Consider the following 21,228-nt stretch of genomic DNA (forward strand, 5'->3'; position numbering starts at 1 on the left):
ATAGCTGCTTTAAAACAACTAACGATTAATCATCAAATAAACTGTCTTCAATACGCTCTAGTTCATCGCGTAACTTATAAACAAACTTCAATTTACGAATATTGTCAGCGGCAGCTTGCCATTGTTGCTCGTCGTTACTTGCCAACTGAGCAGCTAATTCGCTGCTGTATTGTTTATCGAGCTGTTTAATTTGCGCTTCAAACTGGGCAATTGCTGCATCAGGATCTGCGGCATTTTCAAGTTCTTCTAATTCTTCACGCAGTTCCATTTGCTGCATTAAGAATAACGGATCTTGCAATGTTTGTTGCTCGGCGCGAATATCAACACCTAGTTCACTTAGCATGTATTCAGCACGTTTTACCGGGTGTTTTAAAGTTTGTAATGCATCATTGATTTCAGCTGCATTTTGCACAGCGAGTAGTTTATCGCGGCTACTGGAGCTTGCGTGGCGATCTGGATGAACTGCGCGTTGCAGCTCGAGGTAGTTTTTATTAATAGTCGCTAAATCAATGTTGTAATCTACTGGAATTGCAAATAACTCAAAGTAACGCATTACATAATCCAACTCGGTAAACAGGAAATAACAAAGCCCTACATAGGCAGGGCTTCAAGCAAAGAAAGTTTGTTAAGCTTAAACGGTGAAGCTTTCGCCGCAACCACACTCATCGGCTTGGTTCGGGTTGTTAAATTTAAACCCTTCATTCAAACCTTCTTTGGTGTAATCAAGCTCAGTACCATCAATGTAAACTAAGCTTTTGGCATCAACGATAACTTTCACGCCACGGCTTTCAAAAATTTCGTCGCCGTCAGCTAACTCATCAACAAATTCAAGAACATAAGCAAGACCTGAACAGCCCGTCGTTTTAATGCCAACGCGTAGGCCAATGCCTTTGCCGCGATTTGCTAAAAATGATTCTACGCGGTTTGCTGCCGCATCTGTCAATGTCACTGCCATGAATTTATCTCTTACTTCGCTTGTTTGCTTTTGTAGTCAGCAATTGCTGCTTGAATCGCGTCTTCTGCTAAAATTGAACAGTGAATTTTCACTGGTGGTAATTCAAGCTCAGCACTGATATCAGTGTTTTTGATTGTTGCAGCTTCATCTAATGTTTTGCCTTTTACCCACTCAGTTACAAGTGAAGAAGAAGCGATTGCGCTACCACAACCATATGTTTTGAATTTTGCATCTTCAATTACACCTTCTGGTGATACTTTGATTTGCAATTTCATTACGTCACCACATGCTGGTGCACCCACCATGCCTGTTGCAACTGACGGATCATTTTTGTCTAAAGCACCCACGTTACGTGGATTTTCAACATGATCGATTACTTTATCACTATAAGCCATAATACTATCCTCACTACCTGCTAGCGGCGGCAATCACTGATTAGTGATGCGCCCACTCAACTGAATCTAAATCAATACCTTCTTGATGCATTTCCCATAAAGGAGACATCTCACGTAAACGGCCGATCGAGTTTTTGATTAGTTCAACGGTGTAATCAATCTCTTCTTCAGTCGTAAAGCGGCCAATGCTGAAACGAATTGAGCTGTGTGCTAACTCGTCATTACGGCCTAATGCACGTAGTACATAAGAAGGCTCTAAGCTTGCTGAGGTACAGGCTGAACCTGATGAAACAGCAATGTCTTTAACAGCCATTAATAACGACTCACCTTCAACAAAGTTGAAGCTGATGTTTACAATACCCGGAACTGACTGGCTTGGTTCACCATTGAAGTAAACTTCGTCCATATCAGCCATAATGCCATCAACCAAACGCTTACGAAGTGCGCTGATGTGTGCATGGTCTTTTTCGAAATCTTCTTTAGCGATTCTAAATGCCGCACCCATACCTACTAACTGGTGAGTAGCAAGTGTGCCTGAACGCATACCACGCTCATGACCACCACCGTGCATTTGTGCTTCTAAACGTGCGCGTGGCTTACGACGAACATAAAGTGCGCCTACACCTTTCGGGCCATATACTTTGTGGCCAGAGAACGACATAAAATCTACTTTTAACTGTTGCACGTCGATAAGTACTTTACCTGCGCTTTGTGCAGCATCAACATGGAACATAATTTTGCGCTCACGGCACATTTCGCCGATTGTCGCGATATCTTGGATAACACCTAGCTCGTTATTTACGTGCATTACACTCACAAGCACCGTGTCTTCACGCATGGCAGCTTCAAGCTTTTTAAGGTCAAGTAAACCGTTTTCTTCAACGTCCATATAGGTTACTTCGAAACCTTGGCGCTCTAGTTCACGACACGTATCAAGCACTGCTTTGTGCTCAGTTTTAACAGTGATAACGTGCTTGCCTTTCTTTTTATAGAACTGCGCAGCACCTTTAATTGCTAGGTTATTTGATTCTGTAGCACCTGAAGTGAAAACAATTTCACGCGGGTCAGCGTTGATCAGATCAGCAATATCTGTACGCGCTTGATCAACCGCTTCTTCTGCTTGCCAACCAAAACGGTGTGAGCGTGATGCAGGGTTACCAAAATTACCGTCCATAGTCAGGCATTGCATCATTTCTTTTGCCACACGTTCATCAACAGGCGTGGTTGCTGCGTAATCTAAATAAATCGGTAACTTCATTTCTCTCTCCGCTTTCGTCAAGCTACAGTTGACAGCTTACTTGAATGTTTTCCAGTTGCTTAATTGCAGTGTTGATGCTGTTATCTTGGCGAGATGCGACTTCTTTCACATCTGACTTTTCCACCAATTCAGCAAGGGTAATACTATTTAAAAAATCTTCGATACGTGCGCTTAAGTCCGACCATAGGGTGTGAGTCAAACAGCGCATGCCGCTTTGGCAACCACCCGTTGCATTGTGACAACGTGTTGCATCAACAGACTCATCTACGGCATTAATCACATCGCCGACAGAAATTTCGTTTGCTTCTCTACCAAGTAAATATCCGCCACCTGGGCCACGCACAGAGGTCACAAGGCCGTTTTTACGTAAACGGGCGAATAATTGTTCGAGATAAGATAGCGAAATCTCTTGGCGTTCAGAAATATCGGCAAGGGGAACTGCACCCACATTTGTATGTAGTGCAACATCCAACATGGCGGTTACTGCGTATCTGCCTTTTGATGTTAACTTCATAGAGCCCCCGATGTTACTGCACGCTAAGGTGTGCAAATTTTAATTACCAGACCAAAATAGTCAAGTATTATCACTTGATAAAAATTGATACTTGCCACTGATAAAACCTAATACCTGACAAAAATGGTCAAGTACTAGGTCTATTCTAATTACCTGAGTAATTTAGTCAAGTATTATACTTATAACCTGTGATTATTTTATAGACTTATTAATTGAGGTAAGAATACCGCGTAAGATGTTCATCTCTGCTTCTTCTGGGCGTGCGCGGTTGAATAAACGACGAAGTTTTGTCATCACCATACCTGGGTGTTGCTTGATGATAAAACCTGTATCATTTAGAGTTTGCTCTAAGTGCTCGTAAAACAGCTCAGTTTGCTTTGCATTTGGGTAGGTTGCTTCGTCTTCTTCTTGTGCTTTTGGCTGTTTGTTTAAATAAGCCATACGTGTTTCATAACACAATGTTTGCACAGCCATTGCTAGATTTAGCGAGCTGTATTCAGGGTTCGCAGGAATACATACGTGGTAGTTACATTGTTGTAGTTCTTCGTTAGTTAAACCACTATTTTCGCGGCCAAATACCAATGCTACTGGACCATGCTCAGCTTCAGCCACTAGTTTTTCACCACATTCACGCGGCTCAACCATAGGCCAAGATAAAGTACGTGAGCGTGCACTCGTACCAATTGTTAAACTACAATCAGCAATTGCATCAGCTAGCGTATCAACAACCACAGCTTTACCTAAAACATCCGTGGCACCTGCAGCAAGTGCACTCGCATGACTATCAATTTCACAAGCAGGATCAACAAGATATAAATTTGATAAGCCCATCGTTTTCATAGCACGTGCCGCTGAGCCAATATTACCAGAATGTGATGTGTTTACTAATACGATACGAATATCATCAAGTGTCATTGCGTTGTTACTTACTGAAAGTCAAAAATTGCGGGGATTATAGCATGGCTGCAAGCGCTAGGCGATATGCTTTGAGCGGTAAGCAAGCATTGTAGGTACGATTTTACATCGCGCAACACTTCTATGATTCACAAAGAGAATAAGAGGCGCTGCGCTTTAGAGAAAACAAAAAAGCCTTATTGTCACTTTCTTATTTTCTTCTCGCTCACTTCTCTTTTGCAAAAACATATTTGAACCACAGAGAACACAGAGGCGTTTATCGCTTCACTGAGAAAACCAAATTATCACAAAGAGATAAAGAGACGCTGCGCTTTAGAGAAAACAAGAAAACATAATTATCAGTTCCTCATTTTCTTCTCATTCACTTCTCTTTGTGTAAATATTTTCGGCACTAAAGTACCTCCTACGAGGCAGGCCTTTGACAAACCCCTGAAAAACAACACCGTTCGACTTCAAACTTAAAGCTTACCGCTTGTTGTGCAATAGGATCCCCTTACATTTCAACCCTGTACAAAAAACAACCTAATTTATTCGAGTTTATTGTTTACTTTACGCTAGAAATCGCTAGAATACGCCGGCTTAAATATATTCGTTCTTTTACAACCCAAAGGTAATGCTATGCATCCAATGTTAAACATTGCGGTTCGCGCTGCGCGTAACGCAGGCAAAATTTTACTTCGTGCAAGTGAAGATTTATCAAAAGTTGATGTACAACAAAAAGGCACTAACGACTTAGTGACTAACATCGATAAAGAAGCTGAAGCCGCAATTCGTGATACCATTTTAAAATCTTACCCTGATCACTGTATCGTAGGTGAAGAGCTTGGTGAGCACAAAGGTAAAGATGCAGATTACCAATGGATTGTTGATCCACTTGATGGCACAACTAACTTCATCAAGGGTATCCCTCATTTCGCAGTATCAATTGCACTTAAAGTTAAAGGTCGTTTAGATCAAGCTGTTATCTATGATCCAATTCGCGGTGAATTATTCACTGCTTCACGTGGTCAAGGCGCACAGCTTAACAGCAAGCGTTTACGCGTAACTAAAACTAACGAGTTAGCAGGTTCTATACTTGCAACTGGTTTCCCATTCAAACAAAAGCACCACTTAGACGCATACTCTGAAGCGTTTAAAGCACTTTTCATTCAAACTGCTGATATCCGCCGTGCAGGTTCTGCTGCGTTAGATATGGCTTATGTTGCTGCGGGTCGTGTTGATGGTTTCTTTGAAATTGGCCTTAAGCCATGGGACACAGCGGCAGGCGAGCTTTTAGTTAAAGAAGCTGGCGGTATGGTTGTTGATTTCGCAGGTGGTATTAACTATAACCAAAGCGGCAACATCATTTGTGGCGCACCTAAGTTAACTCAAGCGATCATTCGTGAAATTCGCCCAGTGTTAACTGAATCACTACTTCGCTAATAGCGGTTGTAATACAGATTTACATACAAAAAGGAGCTAAGGCTCCTTTTTTTGTGGCTGAAAATAATCGTTATCGAGTTCTATCTCTGTTACTTCACCTTCTTTAAATGGCAATTTGGCTAAGTCCTCAGCAAAGTAGCTCGCAAATAATTGCTCAAACTCGCCCGTGCTTTTCATCTTGGTGAGTCCTTTCAATAACACCTCAGCGAGTTCTGGCCTGTGGTTGCTGACAAAAAAGTAAAATGCTGTTGGGTAACTAATATAAAGGTCAGGCACTATAACCAGCTCGTCACTCTTTACTTGTTCCATTTCTGAAATGACTTCAATGAACGAACGCGGAAAATAATCAACTCGCCCTCTGATCACTAAACTAAACATTGCTTGATAATTTGCTAACGGCCTGACAGATAGACCATTTTGCGCAAGAATTTTAGTATCAGGCCAATCATGACCCTGTATAGCTGTAAACGGTGCTAAATCTTGTTTCGTTTTTACATCTTTAAAACGAGGCACAAACGCTCGTTTGGTAAGTAGCGCTCGTTTGCCTATGTAACCCTTAAACAAAGGGACGGGTACAGCAATGGCTAAGTGTTCACGCTCTGGGCTTGTCATACTCCAAAACAAATCGGCTTGCTTTGCATCAAGCATAAGCAAAGTACGCTGTTGGTGAGGATGAACAAGTACTTCATTGATTTCTGCTTGGTAATTACCGGCACGTAACGCCGCTGTCAGTAATTCATGAAGATAATAATCACGTTTATAAAATGGGCGTTGCTCAACCGCTAAATTCACCACATTGTTAGCTTCAGTAGCAAGGCTGTATCCTAGGCTCAGCAATATTAATATTGCACTACATAGTCGCTTCATTGTTATTTTTGTTAATGTGTTTTTTTTAAGCTACACCCAGTTAAACAGGGACACAAGTAAAATTAAGCAAACTTCAAATTTCTTCATGAGTTAATAGTAAGTGCTTCATCTTTTTGGCTGCTTAAACGCACCACGGCGGGGGCTGGTCGGCTACGTTTACATACAAACAAGTGGCTACTCTGATAGCGCTTGGCCTCTTTTTTCGCATCAGTAGCCAACGCTGCAACTTGGTGGCTGTTGATGCAAAGCTCCAAATCAGGCTTAACCAAACCTATTGATAGTGTAAGTAATGGCACAAACTGCTTTTTCCCTTCTCGGTTACTTGCCCAGTAACCCCCTTGCTCCATATGCTCTGGGGTGAAAAAGGCGCGAGACTGCAGCTCAAATTTATCGATAATGTCATGGCATACTTGCTCTGCATCATTTTTATCAAACACTACCATAAAGTCATCACCACCAATGTGACCCACAAAGCCTTTGCTAGTACTACAGGCCTCTACGATTACTTCTGCAAGCAGCTTTATAACGCTATCACCACTGGCGTACCCATACAGGTCATTGAATTGTTTAAAGTGGTTTAAATCAACATAGGCTAACGAGAATGGGTAATTATTGCGAAGTCTAAGTTCAATTGCTTCGTTAATAGCGACATTACCCGGCAACATAGTTAGCGGATTGGCATGTTGTGCATGGCGGATTTTTTCTTCTGTAATGTGTTTTAAGATATTACGTAGTGGTGCCAAGCCTAAGTATTCGCCATTACGGGTGATCACAATGTGACGTCGAATATCAAACTCAAATTCGGTAATTTGCTGACTCACCGTATCGAGTAACTCGTTTTCGTCTACCACTAACGGCTGCTTATCCATTAAAGAAGTAACTGGTTGCTTGTCGTAAAGTGCATGGCCATAAGGAGCGGCAAATACTTCAGTGAGTTGATCTCGATGTAATAAACCAACGGGGATATTGTGCTCTAGTACGGCTAGGCTAGTTAGGGTTTTATCTTGTTCAAAAATACTGTGAGCATCTTTACAGCGTGTTGTTGCTTCAATACTAGCGTGCTCTACCGCTAACCAACCAATCGCCATTGACTGCTCAAATGTATTGCTATTGTCTGATGACTCCAAGTGCTTTAAGCAGTGGATATTAATTTCGTAACTAGGCTGCAAGCTCGGCCTTTCCAGTAAAAAACCTTGTGCATGCTGCACGCCCAAAATTTCGAGTAGACGAAGTTCCTCAGCCCGCTCAATGCCTTCTGCTATCACTTGCGTATTGGTGGCTTTTGCAAGCTCAATAATTGACTTTAAAAACTCTTTTTTAACGACACTCTGGTCACAATGATCGATAAAGTAGCGGTCTATTTTTACAAACTCAGGACATAACTCAGACCATTGCTTTAAACCCGAATAGCCAGCGCCTAAGTCATCAATGGCAATCGAAAAACCTAACTCACGATAATGGGCAATGGTCTTTAACAATAAAAAGCCATCATCCACTTTTTCTTGCTCTGTAACCTCAATAACCACGCGATTAGTTGCAAGACCAAAGTGTTCAACTAGATGTAATGTTTCACCCTTAGGGTGGCAAGGGTCGAGTAAAGTTTTAGGACTTACGTTTAAGAACAACTTACCCTCAAGATTGAGCTTAACAAAGTTTTCAATTGCTCTACTGCGGCAAAGTAGCTCTAATTCAGAGATCTTATGGCAATCAATGGCTGCGCTGAACAATCTACTCGGCATTTCTAACTCAGACCCTTTCGGGCCGCGACTTAACGCCTCGTAGCCCAAAATATGTTGATTAGAAATGTCAAAGATAGGTTGAAACAAGGTTTCAATTGCACTGTTATCTAAGATCTGCTGTAGTTGTGCGTTCACCTTACACCTAGCCTAAAAAATACAAATAGGAGGCTAAATTAGCAACCTTGTATGACAATTTTATGGCAAGGCGATGACGAGTGCAGACTAGTCAATGGCAGTGATCAGCTCAAGCTGTTTAATACGGGCAAAACTATCAATCATTTTTAGTTTGGCGCTCTGGTAATCATCCTGTGCTAAACCTGTTTGTTGAGCTAATTTATAAATTGCAAGGGGGTTAAGTAATAACTGCTGTGCGTGATAGCAACTTGCAGCTGCAAATTCTGGAAGCTCCGGTTCTAAGTTAATCGTAATTTCATTCTTCAACGCTTCTGTATCGTCACTTTGCTGTTGCTGAAACTCTGTTGCGTTTGCCATCGCTTGCAAACTTGCCTCACATTCTGGCAGCTGTGCTTTAAGGTTTAAAAACAAACCAGTTGATGAACTAATTAGCTTAAGCGTCAGATCTTGCAAGTGCTGAGCAGTTGATTGGTTTTGTAATGCTTCTACAACTTGCCAAGCCAACCCTTGATAGCTGTCGAACTGCTGCCCTAGAGTCACCTCAGGTGATTGTTGTATTTCAGTCTGTTCTGGCTCTGCTTTTTTGCCGCAAGCGCTAAGCATTAAAAGTATAAACACACTAAACATCAGGTGTTTCATAATTTCTCCGAGAGTCTGATTTAACTCATTTTAAAACAATCATTAGTAGCAAGAGTAACCATAAATGCAAGAACAACTGAAAACATGTAACTCGTTACCAGTATAGTCAATTTCATAACACCAAGATTTACTTCAGCAACAGTGCCTCTGCAGTTAGTTCGTTCGTAATGAGACTATTGATCATTCCAGATTCTATCGCTCCAGCAATGGCTGGCACTTTATTGTTACCTGCTGCAATCCCAATAACACGTTTTTCATTGCTGGGAGAAAGTACTGCACTCGTCACTCGATTATTTATTTCTGATTCGACAAGATTACCTTCATTATTATAAATCCAGCTAATTACTTCACCTGTAGCACCAATAGCGTCAAGCGCAGCCAGTTCATGCCGAGTAACAAAGCCGTCTAAGTGAAGGGGTGAATTAGTTCCTAAATCACCAATTCCAACAAATGAAACATCAGCTTGTGATGCAAGTTGATGTACATTTTTAACATGCGTTAATTGCTGCCAGCCTACTTTCTCAGCTTCAGATCCTGCAATGACGGGTACTGGCATAGGAAAATGTTGCGCACCAACTCTTTCTGCAACATGAATTGCAACTCCATAGCGACTTGCTGAGCCATCTTGAGCAATATTTCCAACTAAAGATACAATACGATGATGTGGACAATGCATTGTTGGGAGCTCTTCTGCGCATGCACGCAACACTCTACCTGTACCAAACGCTATGATTTTTGCCTGACGTTGTTTTAGCTGTCTTTCGATTTCTGCAGCACCCGCTTGAGCCAAGCCAACAGTAGAATTTATATCGTTACTCTCGCTAGGCACCACTTCACAACTAAGCAAACCGTATCGATTTTGCAGTGCATCAGCAAGCTCCATACAGCGTCGAATTGGATGCTCTAATCGTACTTTTATTAACCCCTGTGATACTGCCAAAGCAACAAGCCTTTGCGCAGATTGGCGAGATGTATTAAGTTGCTTGGCTATTTCATCTTGAGTTTTACCAGCAACATAGTAGAGCCAGCCAGCCCTCGCTGCTTCTTCTAATTTTTGATTATCACTGCTAGAAATTGAAGCCATTTTATACGCCTGTTTAAACAATAAATGAGGTAAATAATTAGCAAAATCAGTCTGCTAAACAAGAGATTTATTACTTTTTAGGGATTTTTAAATACATTTATATAATTGTGCTGTACTCATCCCTTGGGTTGCAAACAAAGTTAAAAATCGACTCTATATTGCTTCTCAGGTTAAGTTAGAATCAGCTATGCAGCGGCTATTTTATACATAATCTGTCATGAATAACAATTTTAGGGTTCACACTCTAAACTAAAAAAGCACCTAACTAAATTTGTTTCAAAATTAGTGAGGTGCCTATGCATTTCACAAAGTGTGAATAACCTGAAGCTATTAGCATCTGAACGACAAAATCAAGAATTTGCAGTCAAATAACTTCGGTTTAAAAGGTTTAGCTAGAAATTTAAGCTCAACTGTAAACCAGCAATCATTGCATTCTCAGCATCATTATCACCATTAGGGTCGATGATATACTGGATACTAGGCATTAACTGTATTGCCGGGGTGACAACATAATTATAATTTAACTCAATCGGGTACTCATGATCCCTTACTATTAATTCATTATTTGAAAAATTAGCATTATAAAAGCGCTGAGCATCATTAAGATCATTACTCACACTGTTTCGACCTACTGCAAAACCTATACGATCGTTTGGTCTACTAACCAATGGTGCATCAATATATCCGCCAAAAGCCAAAACTTCGCCAATAGCACTGATGCTTTTATCAGCATGAATCATACTCGCAAATATACGTAAGCCACCTCCTGATACATTACGAGTAAGCTGTTGTTCAATATTAAAATAAAATGCGTTATCAGTATCCTCTATAGCAACCATATCGTTTGTCGTGCCTGCAGGATAACCAGCGTTATTGACTAGTTTAGTTTTATCTAAACTACTACGGACAATGCCAAACCGATAATCGCCATCTAAACCATTTTTGTAATCCCTTTTATATTCCAGCTCACTAACCAAGGTAGTTCCGTTAATTTCACCTGATGTTGTTAATTTTAGCCCCTGATTTAATGACATGGTTGCAGGGTTTGCATCATAACTGCCTAGTTTAAAAAGCAAATTATCAGTCACTTTGTATGTTAATTGCATTCCTAATGCACTAAGAGGGTCACCATACCAGCTACTACTCAAATAATTAGATGAACCACCACTACAAAATGTCAGGTGCTGAAAGGCACAACTCATCGCAAAAAAATCAGCACTTGGGTAAATTCGACCCACTTTAATGCTAAGTTGATCTTCAAATAAATGCTGAGTTAACGAAAATTGGGTTAAACGAGTTACATTGCCTCGACCATAAATTTGTTGCGATTGCAGCAAAACAGGCAAATTTGCTTTTTCATTAATAAGCTCGCCATTACGATTAGTAAGCTCCACTTTAAATTCGGCGCCAGACCAATTAACCAATTTTTCTAAATTAAAGTAGCCACCGACAAAAAACTGATCTGCATAGGCTGTTTCTGTGCTTTCTCCTCCTTTTAAGTTATGCGCTGTTTGGCTGAAGTAGCCTAAACGAATATTCACTCCTTGCTCTGCTAGCTTATCTCTTGCCCCTAGCCAATCGCCACTTAAATGGCTGTGAACATCAAAACTATTAGCTGTATGTCCTGACTGAGAATACAGCAACATAATGGCTGCAATAGATTGAAGTCTAGCTACATTAGAATAGCGATAGCTTCTCCCTTTCAATATACGACAAAACTTAGGTTGTTGATTTTTGTTCATATGCATGCTCTCCATTTTAAAATTGTCCTAGCTTAATCAGTATCTTGGTGTCTAGCGCTTGCAACAAGAGCAAATGACACCAGCATGAGCATATTCCTAACACACACTATATTTGTCAACATCAAAAAATAGAGCCTAAATTCTAATAAAAAGAAATTGAAATCTACCAAAGATAAATTGGAATGGATAAAACTAATCCTCGTTAATGCGACCAGTGCTTGCAGACAAAACCAAAAACAAATAAAACATTGATGAGAATGAATAAAGTTTAATAACTTAACTAAGCATAATTTAATGAGGTTTAAGTTTGCTAAACAAGTGTAATTACTTCGACTTATTATTAACAATTAACCGATTGAGCAGACTAGTTTATTAACATTGACAAAAAACAAACACCGTAGGATTATGCCCAACAGGCATAGATTTGCCCAAGAAAGCATTTGCTTTTATGTAAATGCTCAATGACAACAATCATGGGCATGTTGAATTTGAAATTTTCTATTTGTCTAATAAAAAGTTTTAAGTGTTAAGCAATAAGCACACAAATAAAAATGCGGTTTAAGCTATTCACTTGCAAATCAGCATGCCTAAAAAGTACTGGGATCGTTACTTATGAAAAGTGATCATAAAGACCTAAACCACATAGAAGAAGAACAATTGCCTATTGCAAAACATAAGCTCAAAGGATGGAGACATTTTTTAGGTTTATACGCTGGTGAGCATGTTGCTGCCACCGAATTTGTATTTGGTGCAACCTTTGTTGCACTTGGTGCAACCATGACAGATATTCTGCTTGGTTTACTAATAGGTAATATTCTCGCCGTGCTGAGCTGGACACTAATCACAACCCCGATAGCGGTTGAAACACGCCTGAGTCTATATACTTACCTTCAAAAAATAGCAGGAAACTCTATGACCCGGTTGTATAACTGGGCGAACGTAATAATCTTTACAGTCATTTCTGCAGCTATGATCACCGTCTCTGCAACGGCTGTTCGCTTTGCACTTGATATTCCCGCTCAATTAAATTGGTATCCAACAAACGCATGGTTTGTCATGGTCGTTCTTGCCGTTGGCATTATCGTTGTATTGGTTGCCATGTATGGTTTTAATGCTGTATCGCAATTCTCAGGTATTTGTGCTCCATGGTTATTTGTTATGTTCATCAGCGGTCCATTAGTACTCATGCCTGAACTTGCAAATTCTGTAATTGGTGAAACCTCAGTCTCCAGCTGGAGAGACTTTATGCACATTGGCAGTGTCTCCGTATGGACTGGGTTAGATGCTAATGGTGAGCCAGGCATTGGGCTGTTAGAAGTCATCGGTTTTTCTTGGGCAGCGAACACGATTACTCATTTTGGTTTAATAGACATGGCCCTACTACGTTACGCGAAGAAAAAAAGCTATGGCTTATGTACATCAGCAGGTATGTTATTTGGTCACTATATCGCTTGGATCTCCGCTGGTATTATGGGTGCGGGCACAGCTGTCCTTGTGAAAAAGTCTATTACGGAGCTAGATCCAGGTGATGTTGCGTTCCATGCTCTTGGATTATCTGGGTTAGTTATTGTTATTGTTGCAGGCTGGACAACAGCAAATGCAAACTTATACCGAGCAGGTCTTGCTGCACAAGCTATATTTAGTAACCTATCGCGTACCAGAACGACATTTTTGGTGGGCATAGTTACTGTTTTAATTGCTTGCTTTCCATTTGTATTTACTAAGTTACTCCCATTACTAACATACGCAGGGCTTTTAGTCGTACCTGTAGGTGCCATCGTTTTTGCTGAACACTTTTTATTTCCAAAGATAGGGCTAACTCGTTATTGGGTTACCTATAAAAAGCTTGAGCATAGCTCTGCGGCTGTGATTGCGTGGGCACTTGGTTTGGTTTTCGGATTTACATTAAACGCGATCAATATAATCCCATTCTACTACCTTTTCTTACCGACTTGGGTTTTCAGTATTGTCGTATATATATTTTTAGCAAAACGAAGTGGAGCTGCACATAAATATCCTGAAGAAGAAGCAGATCTTGCTAATTTTGATAAAAAAGTAGAAAGATTTCACGCCGAGCAAGCAGCCAATGAGCCATCATTTATTCTTGATACACGTCTGCTAACCAAAGTACTCACTTCGGTTGCTTGGTTAAGTTTAGGTATCACTGTGGTGCTAGCAGCAAATACCATGTTCTACTCACCTGATGTTGCTTCATATGAATACAATAGAACATTATTTTTCAATAGTGGATTCGCATGTACCATCATTTATTTCGTTTGTGCGTACTGGGCTATGCAACGTAAAAAACAATTTTCAGCCGTTTAACTGCTCGGAGGCAAAACATGAGCGCACTTTCTTTAAATAACTCAACACTGAGCTCATTTCCTACATCTATATCGGTGCCGCGTTATAACCGACAATCACTAAAAGCCGGGATTGTCCATGTTGGTGTGGGCGGGTTTCACCGCTCTCATCAAGCTTTCTATACTGATAACTACATCAACCATACGGGAGATTTAGGTTGGGGCATATGCGGTATAGGCTTACGCGAGGCTGATCGGGCTATTAAGCAATCTCTAGAAGCACAAGATTATCTGTACTCTCTATTAGTAAAACACCCAAGTGGCAAAACTGATGTGCAAGTAATTGGCTGTTTAACCGATTTTCTCTTAGCGCCGGATGATCCAGAAGCCGTAATAAATAAAATGGCCGCTGATGAAACTCAGATTGTTTCATTAACAATAACAGAAGGGGGTTATAATTATGACCCATCTACCGGCGAGTTCGATTTTTCAAACCCCGATATACAACATGATTTAGCAAACCCAAACAAGCCAAAGCTGATTTTTGGCTACCTTGCTGCTGCTTTAGATCGCCGTAGAAAAAGTGGCAAAAAACCATTTACAATTCAGTCTTGTGATAATGTTCAACACAACGGTGACGTAATACGGAAAATGTTAGTTACTTACATTAGTTCGTTTGACTCAGAGCTTGCTGATTGGGTAGTAAGTCAAGTTAGCTTCCCTAATGCAATGGTCGATCGTATAACGCCTGCAACCACTGATAAAGATATTGCTCTAGCTGAACAAATGGGAGTAATCGATTCATGGCCTGTCACTTGTGAGCCTTTTCACCAATGGGTCATCGAGGATAAGTTTTGTCAACAACGCCCAGCTTGGGAGAAAGTAGGTGCAAAAGTAGTAACTGATGTAACTCCTTATGAAACCATGAAAATTCGCTTGTTAAATGCGAGTCATACTGTTTTGGGAATACTCGGTTCTTTGCGTGGCTATCAAACCATAGAACAAACAATTTCAGATCCCTTATTTGCAGCAGTAATAAGCAATTTCATGGATAACGAAGTAACACCTATTTTAGATGACGTGCCCGGTATTGATCTAAGTGATTATAAGCGAACGCTGATAGCTCGATTTGCAAACCCTAACATCAAAGACAGCCTTACACGAATTTGCTCTCAAAGCGCAAGTAAGGTCTCTACCTTTTTAGTGCCTACTATTTTAGAAAACTTTAAAATTGGTGGGAATACTCCAATTGCTAATTTAGTGATTGCAGCTTGGTGCTTATACAGCGACACTCATTCATCGCAACAAGGTAAGCCTTTAGAGGTTATCGATGATATAGCTGAAACATTACAGCAGGCAGCTCATGTATCACGAATCTCACCACTCGCTTTTCTTGAGCAACCGAGCATTTTCGGCCCTATTATTGAAAACAAGTCATTTTGTGATGAATATAAATATTACATCAGTAAACTTTATGCGGGAGTGGCGATAGAGCACATTATGGAAGCATTGTTAAGTAAGGATCAGGTAAGGTAAGTTTAAAAAGATATTATTCAAAAAAAAACCGCCCTATGGCGGTTTTTCTTTGTAACACTGGTTAAGGCATAGGATCGAGATCCGCACCTTCTTTTTCTATTACTTCTGGAATTAAGTCTTCTTTACTTACACCCATTGCAATTGCTACAGCTGAGGCAACATAGATAGATGAGTAAGTACCGATGAATACACCAAATAGTAATGCAGTTGCGAAACCGTGGATCGTTTGACCACCCCAGCCAAATAACGCAATCAATACTAAGATAGTGGTGATTGAAGTTACTAGGGTACGGTTTAACGTTTGCGTTAATGAAATATCGATAATTTCAATCGTGTCATCAATACGCACCTTACGGAAATTTTCACGGATACGGTCAGATACAACGATGGTATCGTTGAGTGAGTAGCCTATTACCGCCAAAATTGCCGCAAGAATCGTTAAGTCAAACTCAAGGCCAAGCACTGAGAATAAACCTAATGTAATGATAACGTCGTGTAATAGTGCTGATACTGCACCGACCGCAAAACGCCATTCAAAACGAAACGCAACGTAAATTAAGATACAGATAAGCGCAGTTAACATGGCAAGGCCACCCTGCTCTTTCAGATCTTCACCAACACTTGGGCCAACAAATTCGATACGACGCATTTCTACTGTCGACTCAACTTTTTGTAATGCCGTAATGATTTGGTTACCAATTACTTCTGCTTTTACGCCAGGACCTTGCGGAGCAAGACGCACTAGAATCTCTTTACTTGAGCCAAACAGTTGCACCGAAAAATCTTCAAAGCCACTTTCAGTGATTGCATCACGAACTTCTTTAAGATCAGGTGCCTGTGTAAAGCCTACCTCAACAGCGGTACCGCCAGTGAAGTCGAGACCAAAATTTAAGCCTTTAGTAAAAAACGATACGAAAGAAGCCAAAATCAACAAAGTTGATAGTGCCATGGCAAACTTTCTTAACTTCATAAACGGGAGTGTTTTACCACCGAGTTTTAAAATTTGCATGCTGACTCCTAAATCGACAACTTCTCAACGCGCTTACCGCCAATAAACAAGTTGATTACCGCACGGGTACCAACAATGGCTGTAAACATAGAGGTGATAATACCAATCGCTAGCGTTACTGCGAAACCAGCAATAGGACCAGTACCCACTGCAAATAGGATCACTGCTGCGATAAGCGTTGTGATATTAGCATCTAAAATTGTGCTAAACGCGCTGTCGTAACCAAAATGAACCGCTTGTTGTGGACTGCGTCCATCTGCAAGTTCTTCACGAATACGTTCGAAGATAAGTACGTTAGCATCAACGGCCATACCTACGGTTAGTACGATACCGGCAATACCCGGTAGCGTTAGCGCTGCACCTGGGATAAGCGACATTACACCGACGATTAGTACTAAGTTGGCACCTAGGGCGATATTCGCCACCATGCCGAAACCTTTGTAATAAACAAGCATAAATAAAAGTACAAACACGAAACCAAGCACAACCGCGGTCATACCCGCTTCAATGTTTTCCTGACCTAAGCTTGGACCTACCGTGCGCTCTTCAACAATTTGAATTGGCGCAACAAGTGCACCCGCACGTAGTAATAAGCTAAGATTATGTGCTTCAGCTGGGTTATCGATACCAGTAATACGGAATGAACGGTCTAGACGCGCTTGAATCGTCGCCACGTTAATCACTTCTTCAACTTTAATTGGTGGAAGTGCTTTACCATTTTCATCTGTTTTACCTGATGGCTTATATTCGATAAATACCGTTGCCATGCGTTTACCGATCGCACGCTTAGTGAACGCATTCATTTTCGCGCCACCTTTACTGTCTAGCGTGATGCTAACTTGTGGACGTTGATACTCATCCATACCTGATTGCGCGCCAGTAATGTGGCTACCTTCAAGGATGATGCGTTGCTTAAGTACCACAGGGTAACCTTCACGAGCCATAATCATTTCAGTACCAGGCGGTAAACGGCCCTGAAGCGCAGCACTTGCATCTGCGTTTTCATCAACTTCGCGGAATTCTAATGTTGCTGTTGCACCAAGAATTTCTTTTGCACGAGCTGTATCTTGTACACCCGGAAGCTGCACGATAATGCGCTCAGCACCTTGACGCTGTACGTTCGGCTCTGCAACACCAATCTGGTTAATACGGTTACGTATAATCGTTTCGTTTTGTTTGATAGCGTAATCACGAATTTCTTTAAGCTTTTGCTCACTCATGCTGGCATAAAAAGCATTATCGCTGCTGCTATCATCAACATAAACGTTTAATGGGTAACGTGTTGATAAGAAACGCTCTGCAGCGTCTTTATCTTCTTCGTTACGCATTTCAACACGTAATCGCTCACTATTCGCTACACGGCGAATAGTACGATAACGTAGTTTTTCTTCACGTAAGTCACTTTTGAAATCTTGTTCCATTTGCTCAAGCTGAGTATCAACCGCCGTCGCCATGTCGATTTCCATAGTAAAGTGAACACCACCGCTTAAATCTAGGCCTAGCTTCATTGGGTTACCACCCAGTGACTTTAACCACTCTGGTTGAGCAGGAGCCATATTGATTGCAGAGATATAATCTTCACTAAGGGAATCACGCAGTAGATCTTGCGCTTTTAGTTGCTCTTCAACATTCTTAAAACGAACCAGAATTTGTCCGTCTTCAAGTTTACTTGATTTAACAGTAACGTTATGTTCTTTGAGAGTCGCATTTACTTTATCGAGTACGCTGAGGTCAGCATCAGTACCTTTAGTGCCCGATACTTGTATGGCCGGGTCACGGCCATACAAGTTAGGAGAGGCATATAAAATACCAACGACTAACACTACAAGAACAAGTAAATACTTCCATAATGGAAACTTGTTTAACACGTGTGAGTCCTTATTTTTATTGTTATAGCGACTTCATAGTGCCTTTAGGCAATACTGCAGAAACAGCTGATTTTTGTACTGTTACTTCTGCTTGGTCATTTAATGAAATCACGATGAAGTCTTTGTCATCAGCGATTTTAGCAATCTTACCCACTAAACCACCTTGCGTTAGTACTTCGTCGCCTTTTGCCATTGCGCTCATTAGTGCTTTATGCTCTTTTACGCGCTTAGCTTGTGGACGGTAGATTAAGAAATAAAATACCAGACCGAAAATACCCAACATGATCAGCATTTCCATGCCACCACCTGCTGGTGCTGCACCTGCCGCACTTGCGTGGGCGTTTGAGATGAATAAACTCATTTCACTTCCTCTTTAATTTTTCTAAAAATTTAATCTGATGTATCTGCAAGCTCAGGCACTTCTTGGCCGCGGCGTGCATAAAAATCTGCAACAAATTCGTCTAGTTTGCCATTGCTAATGGCATTACGTAAGCCTTCCATCACGCGTTGATAATAACGTAAGTTATGAATCGTGTTTAGACGTGCGCCTAAGATTTCATTACATTTATCAAGATGATGCAAGTATGCACGTGAATAGTTTTTACAAGTATGACAATCACACTCTGGATCCAGTGGACCCGTGTCTGTTTTATGGACTGCATTACGGATTTTAACAATGCCGCCTGTTACGAATAAATGACCGTTACGAGCGTTACGCGTAGGCATTACACAGTCAAACATATCGATACCACGGCGAACCGCTTCAACTAAATCTTCTGGTTTACCAACGCCCATTAAGTAACGAGGCTTGTCTTCAGGCATTTTGTAAGCACAGTGATCAAGAATATTGATCATCTCATTTTTCGGCTCACCTACCGATAAACCACCTAAGGCATAACCATCAAAGCCGATTTCTTCTAGGCCTTTTTGTGATTGTGCACGAAGCTCAGGATACATACCACCTTGAATAATACCAAATAGCGCAGCTGGGTTATCGCCATGACCTTCTTTTGAACGTTTAGCCCAACGAAGTGATAACTCCATAGAATCTTTAGCTTCTTTTTCTGTCGCAGGGTATGGCGTACATTCGTCAAAAATCATCACGATGTCAGAGCCTAAATCACGCTGAACTTGCATCGCTTTTTCTGGCGAAAGCATGATTTTTTCACCATTAACTGGTGAGCTGAACATTACGCCTTCTTCAGTGATTTTACGCATTGCACCTAAGCTGAATACTTGGAAACCGCCTGAATCAGTTAGGATTGGACGATCCCAATTCATAAAGTCGTGTAAATCACCGTGTTGCTTAATGATTTCTGTACCAGGGCGCAGCATTAAGTGGAAAGTGTTACCTAGGCAAATTTGCGCGCCGGTATCTTTCACTTCGTCAGGCGTCATGCCTTTAACAGTACCGTAAGTACCTACTGGCATAAATGCTGGCGTTTCTACAACACCACGTTCAAAAATCAAGCGGCCGCGGCGCGCTTTACCGTCAGTGCGGTCTAATTCAAATTTCATATTATCCTCAGTGTCGGAAAAACAGTCCAACAAGCTATAATTTAACCGCTCGATTCTACCCTGTTTGCGGGTTTATTACTATAAATTGGGCTAAATTCGAAAATAAAAAGCCCAGTTAAAAAACTGGGCTTTTTATAGTTATTTGCGCGTTAAGAACATCGCATCACCATAACTAAAGAAGCGATACTGCTGCTCAATAGCCGTATGGTAGGCACCCATAATGTTCTCTTGGCCAGCAAAAGCACTCACTAACATGATTAACGTTGATTCAGGTAAGTGAAAATTTGTCACCATGGCATCAACCACATTGAACTGATAACCCGGGTAGATAAAGATATCGGTATCACCAAAGTATGTATCTAATTTGCCGCCGTGCACTTTAGCAGCTGACTCTAACGAACGCACTGACGTAGTACCCACCGCAATTACACGACCACCTTTTGCTTTCGTTTCAGCTACCGCTTTAACCACTTCATCTGGTACTTCGATGTACTCTGAGTGCATGACATGCTCATCAACTGAGTCAACGCGCACAGGCTGGAAAGTACCTGCACCAACATGCAAAGTCACAAACGCCATGTTAATGCCTTTATCTTTTAAGGCTGCCATTAACTTATCGTCAAAATGCAGGCCTGCAGTTGGGGCTGCAACTGCACCTGGTTTTTCACCATATACTGTTTGGTAACGCTCACGGTCTGATTCGTTATCAGGGCGGTCAATATAGGGTGGCAATGGCATGTGCCCAATGTCATTAAGAATATCAAGTACATTTTCGTCTTTGGCAAATTCAAGTTCAAATAGCTCACCGTGACGGGCAACCATGATTGCTTCAGCTTTACCTTCAAGAATGATTTTTGATCCTGGTTTTGGTGATTTGCTGGCACGTACATGAGCCAGCACTCGGTGCTCATCAAGCACACGCTCGACCAATACCTCTAGCTTACCACCCGACTCTTTTTGCCCGAACATGCGAGCAGGGATCACTTTGGTGTTATTAAAAACTAATAAGTCATTTTCGTTAACGAGCGATAAAATATCACTAAATACTTTGTGCTCAACTTGCCCTGACGGGCCATCAAGCGTCAGTAAACGGCTGCTAGTTCGATCTGCTTTAGGAAAACGAGCAATTAATTCATCAGGAAGGTCAAAGCTAAAATCAGCTACGCGCATGGAGCATATCTCTCATTAATAAAAACGCGCCAAGTTTACTCTGATACGCCCACTACCTCAAGCAAAGCCCTGCACCATCTTAGCGCTCGCTAAAGGCGATTTTAAACTTAAGTGCTTTATAACCGCTTTTAGGTAAAGTTTGCTTGTAGATTAGGCAAA

The 21,228-nt window shown here is 41.2% G+C and carries 19 protein-coding genes; 3 read left to right on the forward strand and 16 right to left on the reverse strand.

What is annotated here, in order from left to right; translation table 11 throughout:
• Window positions 1-25: 25 nt before the first annotated feature.
• From hscB to trmJ, 6 genes are all read right to left on the reverse strand, one after another.
• A complete protein-coding gene (hscB, locus tag HYD28_00445) occupies window positions 26-553 on the reverse strand; it encodes a co-chaperone HscB (GenBank protein QLE07557.1) in 528 nt (175 codons plus the stop codon).
• A gap of 78 nt (window positions 554-631) precedes the next feature.
• The gene (iscA, locus tag HYD28_00450) at window positions 632-955 is read right to left on the reverse strand and encodes an iron-sulfur cluster assembly protein IscA (GenBank protein ID QLE07558.1); all 324 of its coding nucleotides are present in this window, start codon (window positions 953-955) and stop codon (window positions 632-634) included.
• Between the two features lie 11 nt (window positions 956-966).
• A complete protein-coding gene (gene iscU, locus HYD28_00455) occupies window positions 967-1,350 on the reverse strand; it encodes a Fe-S cluster assembly scaffold IscU (GenBank protein ID QLE07559.1) in 384 nt (127 codons plus the stop codon).
• Between the two features lie 40 nt (window positions 1,351-1,390).
• Window positions 1,391-2,608: an IscS subfamily cysteine desulfurase gene (locus HYD28_00460; protein ID QLE07560.1), complete on the reverse strand. Its 1,218-nt coding sequence runs from the start codon at window positions 2,606-2,608 to the stop codon at window positions 1,391-1,393.
• Between the two features lie 22 nt (window positions 2,609-2,630).
• Window positions 2,631-3,122, reverse strand: a complete 492-nt coding sequence (gene iscR / locus HYD28_00465; GenBank protein ID QLE07561.1) for a Fe-S cluster assembly transcriptional regulator IscR — start codon at window positions 3,120-3,122, stop codon at window positions 2,631-2,633.
• 192 nt (window positions 3,123-3,314) lie between these two features.
• The gene (gene trmJ / locus HYD28_00470; protein QLE07562.1) at window positions 3,315-4,037 is read right to left on the reverse strand and encodes a tRNA (cytosine(32)/uridine(32)-2'-O)-methyltransferase TrmJ; all 723 of its coding nucleotides are present in this window, start codon (window positions 4,035-4,037) and stop codon (window positions 3,315-3,317) included.
• 618 nt (window positions 4,038-4,655) lie between these two features.
• Here trmJ and suhB point away from each other — a divergent pair.
• Window positions 4,656-5,459, forward strand: coding sequence for an inositol-1-monophosphatase (gene suhB, locus HYD28_00475; GenBank protein QLE07563.1), 804 nt, complete (start codon window positions 4,656-4,658; stop codon window positions 5,457-5,459).
• 36 nt (window positions 5,460-5,495) lie between these two features.
• Here suhB and HYD28_00480 read toward each other — a convergent pair whose 3' ends face one another.
• From HYD28_00480 to HYD28_00500, 5 genes are all read right to left on the reverse strand, one after another.
• Complete coding sequence (locus tag HYD28_00480) at window positions 5,496-6,326, reverse strand: transporter substrate-binding domain-containing protein (GenBank protein ID QLE07564.1); 831 nt, start codon at window positions 6,324-6,326, stop codon at window positions 5,496-5,498.
• A gap of 83 nt (window positions 6,327-6,409) precedes the next feature.
• On the reverse strand, window positions 6,410-8,200 hold the full coding sequence (locus HYD28_00485; protein QLE07565.1) for a GGDEF domain-containing protein: 1,791 nt from the start codon (window positions 8,198-8,200) through the stop codon (window positions 6,410-6,412).
• Between the two features lie 87 nt (window positions 8,201-8,287).
• Window positions 8,288-8,839, reverse strand: a complete 552-nt coding sequence (locus tag HYD28_00490; GenBank protein ID QLE07566.1) for a hypothetical protein — start codon at window positions 8,837-8,839, stop codon at window positions 8,288-8,290.
• A 127-nt stretch (window positions 8,840-8,966) separates the two neighbouring features.
• Window positions 8,967-9,923: a sugar-binding transcriptional regulator gene (locus tag HYD28_00495; protein ID QLE07567.1), complete on the reverse strand. Its 957-nt coding sequence runs from the start codon at window positions 9,921-9,923 to the stop codon at window positions 8,967-8,969.
• A 392-nt stretch (window positions 9,924-10,315) separates the two neighbouring features.
• On the reverse strand, window positions 10,316-11,665 hold the full coding sequence (locus HYD28_00500) for a carbohydrate porin (GenBank protein QLE07568.1): 1,350 nt from the start codon (window positions 11,663-11,665) through the stop codon (window positions 10,316-10,318).
• 612 nt (window positions 11,666-12,277) lie between these two features.
• On the opposite strand from HYD28_00500, the gene HYD28_00505 reads away from it, so the two are divergent.
• Both HYD28_00505 and HYD28_00510 read left to right on the forward strand, forming a co-directional pair.
• Window positions 12,278-13,990, forward strand: a complete 1,713-nt coding sequence (locus tag HYD28_00505; protein QLE07569.1) for a hypothetical protein — start codon at window positions 12,278-12,280, stop codon at window positions 13,988-13,990.
• Window positions 13,991-14,007: 17 nt separating this feature from the next.
• Window positions 14,008-15,504, forward strand: a complete 1,497-nt coding sequence (locus HYD28_00510) for a mannitol dehydrogenase family protein (protein ID QLE07570.1) — start codon at window positions 14,008-14,010, stop codon at window positions 15,502-15,504.
• 61 nt (window positions 15,505-15,565) lie between these two features.
• Here the strand turns inward: HYD28_00510 and secF are convergent, their stop codons facing one another.
• The 5 genes from secF to queA form a co-directional block, all read right to left on the reverse strand.
• Window positions 15,566-16,513 (reverse strand): protein translocase subunit SecF, encoded by a 948-nt coding sequence (secF, locus tag HYD28_00515; GenBank protein QLE07571.1) that lies wholly within the window; start codon window positions 16,511-16,513, stop codon window positions 15,566-15,568.
• An 8-nt stretch (window positions 16,514-16,521) separates the two neighbouring features.
• Window positions 16,522-18,381 (reverse strand): protein translocase subunit SecD, encoded by a 1,860-nt coding sequence (gene secD, locus HYD28_00520; protein QLE07572.1) that lies wholly within the window; start codon window positions 18,379-18,381, stop codon window positions 16,522-16,524.
• Between the two features lie 22 nt (window positions 18,382-18,403).
• Window positions 18,404-18,742: a preprotein translocase subunit YajC gene (gene yajC / locus HYD28_00525; protein QLE07573.1), complete on the reverse strand. Its 339-nt coding sequence runs from the start codon at window positions 18,740-18,742 to the stop codon at window positions 18,404-18,406.
• 29 nt (window positions 18,743-18,771) lie between these two features.
• Window positions 18,772-19,899, reverse strand: a complete 1,128-nt coding sequence (gene tgt, locus HYD28_00530) for a tRNA guanosine(34) transglycosylase Tgt (protein ID QLE07574.1) — start codon at window positions 19,897-19,899, stop codon at window positions 18,772-18,774.
• 138 nt (window positions 19,900-20,037) lie between these two features.
• A complete protein-coding gene (queA, locus tag HYD28_00535; protein QLE07575.1) occupies window positions 20,038-21,069 on the reverse strand; it encodes a tRNA preQ1(34) S-adenosylmethionine ribosyltransferase-isomerase QueA in 1,032 nt (343 codons plus the stop codon).
• Between the last annotated feature and the right edge of the window lie 159 nt (window positions 21,070-21,228).

The sequence above is a fragment of the Pseudoalteromonas shioyasakiensis genome (genome assembly GCA_013391845.1).
Lineage (GTDB): Bacteria > Pseudomonadota > Gammaproteobacteria > Enterobacterales > Alteromonadaceae > Pseudoalteromonas > Pseudoalteromonas apostichopi.

What these genes read in the sequence shown, in the direction of transcription:
- hscB (QLE07557.1), bottom strand. Translation starts at nt 553, where the DNA reads ATGCGTTACTTTGAGTTATTTGCAATTCCAGTAGATTACAACATTGAT.
- iscA (QLE07558.1), bottom strand. Translation starts at nt 955, where the DNA reads ATGGCAGTGACATTGACAGATGCGGCAGCAAACCGCGTAGAATCATTT.
- iscU (QLE07559.1), bottom strand. Translation starts at nt 1,350, where the DNA reads ATGGCTTATAGTGATAAAGTAATCGATCATGTTGAAAATCCACGTAAC.
- HYD28_00460 (QLE07560.1), bottom strand. Translation starts at nt 2,608, where the DNA reads ATGAAGTTACCGATTTATTTAGATTACGCAGCAACCACGCCTGTTGAT.
- iscR (QLE07561.1), bottom strand. Translation starts at nt 3,122, where the DNA reads ATGAAGTTAACATCAAAAGGCAGATACGCAGTAACCGCCATGTTGGAT.
- trmJ (QLE07562.1), bottom strand. Translation starts at nt 4,037, where the DNA reads ATGACACTTGATGATATTCGTATCGTATTAGTAAACACATCACATTCT.
- suhB (QLE07563.1), top strand. Translation starts at nt 4,656, where the DNA reads ATGCATCCAATGTTAAACATTGCGGTTCGCGCTGCGCGTAACGCAGGC.
- HYD28_00480 (QLE07564.1), bottom strand. Translation starts at nt 6,326, where the DNA reads ATGAAGCGACTATGTAGTGCAATATTAATATTGCTGAGCCTAGGATAC.
- HYD28_00490 (QLE07566.1), bottom strand. Translation starts at nt 8,839, where the DNA reads ATGAAACACCTGATGTTTAGTGTGTTTATACTTTTAATGCTTAGCGCT.
- HYD28_00495 (QLE07567.1), bottom strand. Translation starts at nt 9,923, where the DNA reads ATGGCTTCAATTTCTAGCAGTGATAATCAAAAATTAGAAGAAGCAGCG.
- HYD28_00500 (QLE07568.1), bottom strand. Translation starts at nt 11,665, where the DNA reads ATGAACAAAAATCAACAACCTAAGTTTTGTCGTATATTGAAAGGGAGA.
- HYD28_00505 (QLE07569.1), top strand. Translation starts at nt 12,278, where the DNA reads ATGAAAAGTGATCATAAAGACCTAAACCACATAGAAGAAGAACAATTG.
- HYD28_00510 (QLE07570.1), top strand. Translation starts at nt 14,008, where the DNA reads ATGAGCGCACTTTCTTTAAATAACTCAACACTGAGCTCATTTCCTACA.
- secF (QLE07571.1), bottom strand. Translation starts at nt 16,513, where the DNA reads ATGCAAATTTTAAAACTCGGTGGTAAAACACTCCCGTTTATGAAGTTA.
- yajC (QLE07573.1), bottom strand. Translation starts at nt 18,742, where the DNA reads ATGAGTTTATTCATCTCAAACGCCCACGCAAGTGCGGCAGGTGCAGCA.
- tgt (QLE07574.1), bottom strand. Translation starts at nt 19,899, where the DNA reads ATGAAATTTGAATTAGACCGCACTGACGGTAAAGCGCGCCGCGGCCGC.
- queA (QLE07575.1), bottom strand. Translation starts at nt 21,069, where the DNA reads ATGCGCGTAGCTGATTTTAGCTTTGACCTTCCTGATGAATTAATTGCT.